This window comes from Mesorhizobium sp. M0601 (genome assembly GCF_040320845.1).
Taxonomy (GTDB): Bacteria; Pseudomonadota; Alphaproteobacteria; order Rhizobiales; family Rhizobiaceae; genus Mesorhizobium.
In genome coordinates this window covers 1-2,688 of sequence record NZ_JAMYQK010000096.1, presented here as the reverse complement: position 1 = coordinate 2,688, position 2,688 = coordinate 1, and the positions used below count along the sequence as shown (strand labels likewise).

The 2,688-nt window shown below is 57.2% G+C and carries 2 protein-coding genes; both read left to right on the top strand.

All coding sequences use genetic code 11. The features are described from left to right. Positions 1-275 precede the first annotated feature (275 nt). Positions 276-1,604 (top strand): aspartate aminotransferase family protein, encoded by a 1,329-nt coding sequence (locus NKI41_RS32885; RefSeq protein WP_352687185.1) that lies wholly within the window; start codon positions 276-278, stop codon positions 1,602-1,604. 12 nt (positions 1,605-1,616) lie between these two features. Continuing rightward, complete coding sequence (locus NKI41_RS32880) at positions 1,617-2,684, top strand: phosphotransferase (protein ID WP_352687182.1); 1,068 nt, start codon at positions 1,617-1,619, stop codon at positions 2,682-2,684. Positions 2,685-2,688: the final 4 nt, after the last annotated feature.

Here is a 2,688-nt window from a genome sequence, read left to right as displayed (position 1 = left end):
ATCTCGTCGCCAGAAGACACCAATCTGCAAACTGAATTGGACGCCCGCGGCCACGGGCTGCTTAATGACGATCGAGGACATGGCACTAATTGCAGCCGCTTGGGCACTTCAAATGAACGCAGGCTTTTTTGCAGCGGTTAACGTAACGATTGCAATGCCTGGCGTCCAGGCGGCGCCCGCCAATCTTAGGCGAAGCGGTGCTACTGTTCGCCATGTAGCATCCGGCCCTGCGAAAACCCCGGAGGTTTTCTGCGATCGTTCACTGTCACGCTGAGATGAGCGCGCGCCACCCCAAGCTGATCGACCCTAGTGGTATCAGCAGTCTGCCTGAACGACTGCAGGACATCATCCGACGCCGGGACACGGTGCTCGGTCCTGGTTACCAGTTTTCTGAGACGATTCCGGTGGAGTTTGTCTCGAGTTTTGGTGCCCACCTAATAGACAGCGACGGCAATGACTATCTCGACGCGTATAACAACGTTCCGGGCGTTGGCCACGCGCATAGGCATGTTGTGGACGCCGTTTACCGCCAGATGGCTGCAGTCAACACTGATACCCGCTACCCCCAGGAGCCACTGGTCACCTATGCTGAGCGGCTACTTGCGACATTCCCAGCGGAGCTGTCGAAGTTAAGCTTGCCCTGCACTGGTTCCGAAGCAAATGATCTCGCAATTCGGGTCGCGAGGTTCCATACGGGCGGCGAGGGTATCATTGCTACTCGTTGGGCGTTTCACGGTCGCACTCGTGAGGTCGCGAGTTTTTCCCCAATGCTAGGGGAAGGATCTCCGCTCGCACCGAGCGTCCGACTCATTGCCGCTCCTGACCCAAGGCTCTGCGAAGCAGAACGATCTCTCGAGGAGTATATGCGGGATCAAGTGCGTTCCGCAATTATTGACCTCGAACGGCATGGATACAGGCTGGCAGCCTTGATCGCCGATTCCGCGTTCACCTCCGACGGAATCTTTACCCACCCTGTGGCCTTCATGCCGGCAATGGTCGACGAGGTTCACGCCGCTGGTGGCCTCTACATTGCTGACGAGGTTCAATCAGGGTTCGCCCAGCTCGGAGATTCGATGTGGGGGTTCAGTCGGCACGCGGTGATTCCCGATATCGTCACGATGGGCAAGGCGATGGGGAACGGTTTCCCCATCTCTGGCGTCGTCTTCCGCCCGGAGGTATCTGACGAATTCGGACAGAAGGTCAGCTACTTCAACACACTGGGTGGCCGATCGATTTCTGTAGCCGCGGCGTCCGCAGTACTCGATGTGTTCGAGCAGGAGAATGTACGTGAACGCGTAGCCGCCAACGGCGCGACCCTGCTGGCAGGGCTTAAAACGGTGACACGGGATTCTCCTTATGTTGCGGAAATTAGAGGTAGCGGCCTGTACCTTGGCGTCGAGATCGTCAAGGACAGAGAGACGCTCGAGCCCGATCCCATTCGTTGTGAAAGCATCATCAAGGACCTCCGCGATCGTCGAGTTCTGATCAGCCGGACCGGCCCCGCCGGCAACGTGTTGAAAGTTCGCCCTCCAGTCGCTTTCACCGCTGCAGATGTGTCTCGATTCCTTGAGGCCTTTGCCATCGTAGCGAAACAGCGGCTTTAAAGGTTCTAATACATGAACAAATCACCCGACGCGGTGTTCCAACGGCTCCTGGAGGAGAGCAGCCTGCTCTCATCAAGCCAATCTATCGACCCCTTGCTGTTGAAAAACATGCTTGAGAGGCACTATGGGCTCAGCGGACGGGTTGAACGATTGGGCAGTGAAAAGGGCCATACGTTCAGGCTTAAAGCCGATGCGAATGAATACCTCGTAAAGGTGTCACCGTCTGACGAGCCCGAACCAGTTACGGCGTTGCAGATTACGGCGATGCGTTATCTTGATGATGCCGCTCACGCCTTGCCGATCCAGCGGATCAAGTCTACCCTTGATCGAAGGGATGCCGTTCTAATCGACTTGGGCGATGGCACCTGTCGAATACTCAGCGTCTTCTGCTTCGTCGAAGGCCTGTTATGGGAGCAAATGGATGCCAACGTTGAGCAGTTGACCAAGCTGGGAGACATGCTCGGGCGCGTAAACAGTGCGCTGCGATTATTTGGGCATCCAGCCGCCGCGCGCAGCTTAGTTTACGACATTAGGCACTTTCACCATTGGGCCGGACTTGTTGAGTATACGCCAGACCCCAAGCGCCGACTGCTGGCTCAACGGGTCTTCAGGCTCTTCAAAGAAGTCGTGCTGCCGAGGCTGCCCAGTCTTGAAATGCAAGTGATCCACGGTGACTACGCTCCCAACAATGTCGTGGTGGATCCGCACAGCGATGTCTTCGTGAAGGCCATCCTTGATTTTGGTGACGCTGTCCATAGCGCGGTGATCTTTGACCCCGCCAATACGGTCGCGCACCTGATCGGCCGCTCTCAGGATCACCCTTGGCAGGATGCCTTTGCCTTTGTCGCCGGTTACGAGCAGAGCCGGCCGATAAACGAGTCAGAACTTCCACTTTTGCCAGTTGCGGCTCTCGCGCGGCTCACCATGCTCGCGTTAATAAGGTACTGGAAGGCGGAGCGCGCACCTGACCAGAGCGAGGAGCTACTCGCTAGTGCCGCGTATTACTGGGCGAACCTAGAGCGGGCCATGGCAGTACCATTGGATGACGTCATTGCGCGGTTCCGCTACCGCGCCGGTTGACCCT

Coding starts and splice junctions, on each gene's coding strand:
- NKI41_RS32880 (WP_352687182.1), top strand. CDS start 1,617: ATGAACAAATCACCCGACGCGGTGTTCCAACGGCTCCTGGAGGAGAGC.
- NKI41_RS32885 (WP_352687185.1), top strand. CDS start 276: ATGAGCGCGCGCCACCCCAAGCTGATCGACCCTAGTGGTATCAGCAGT.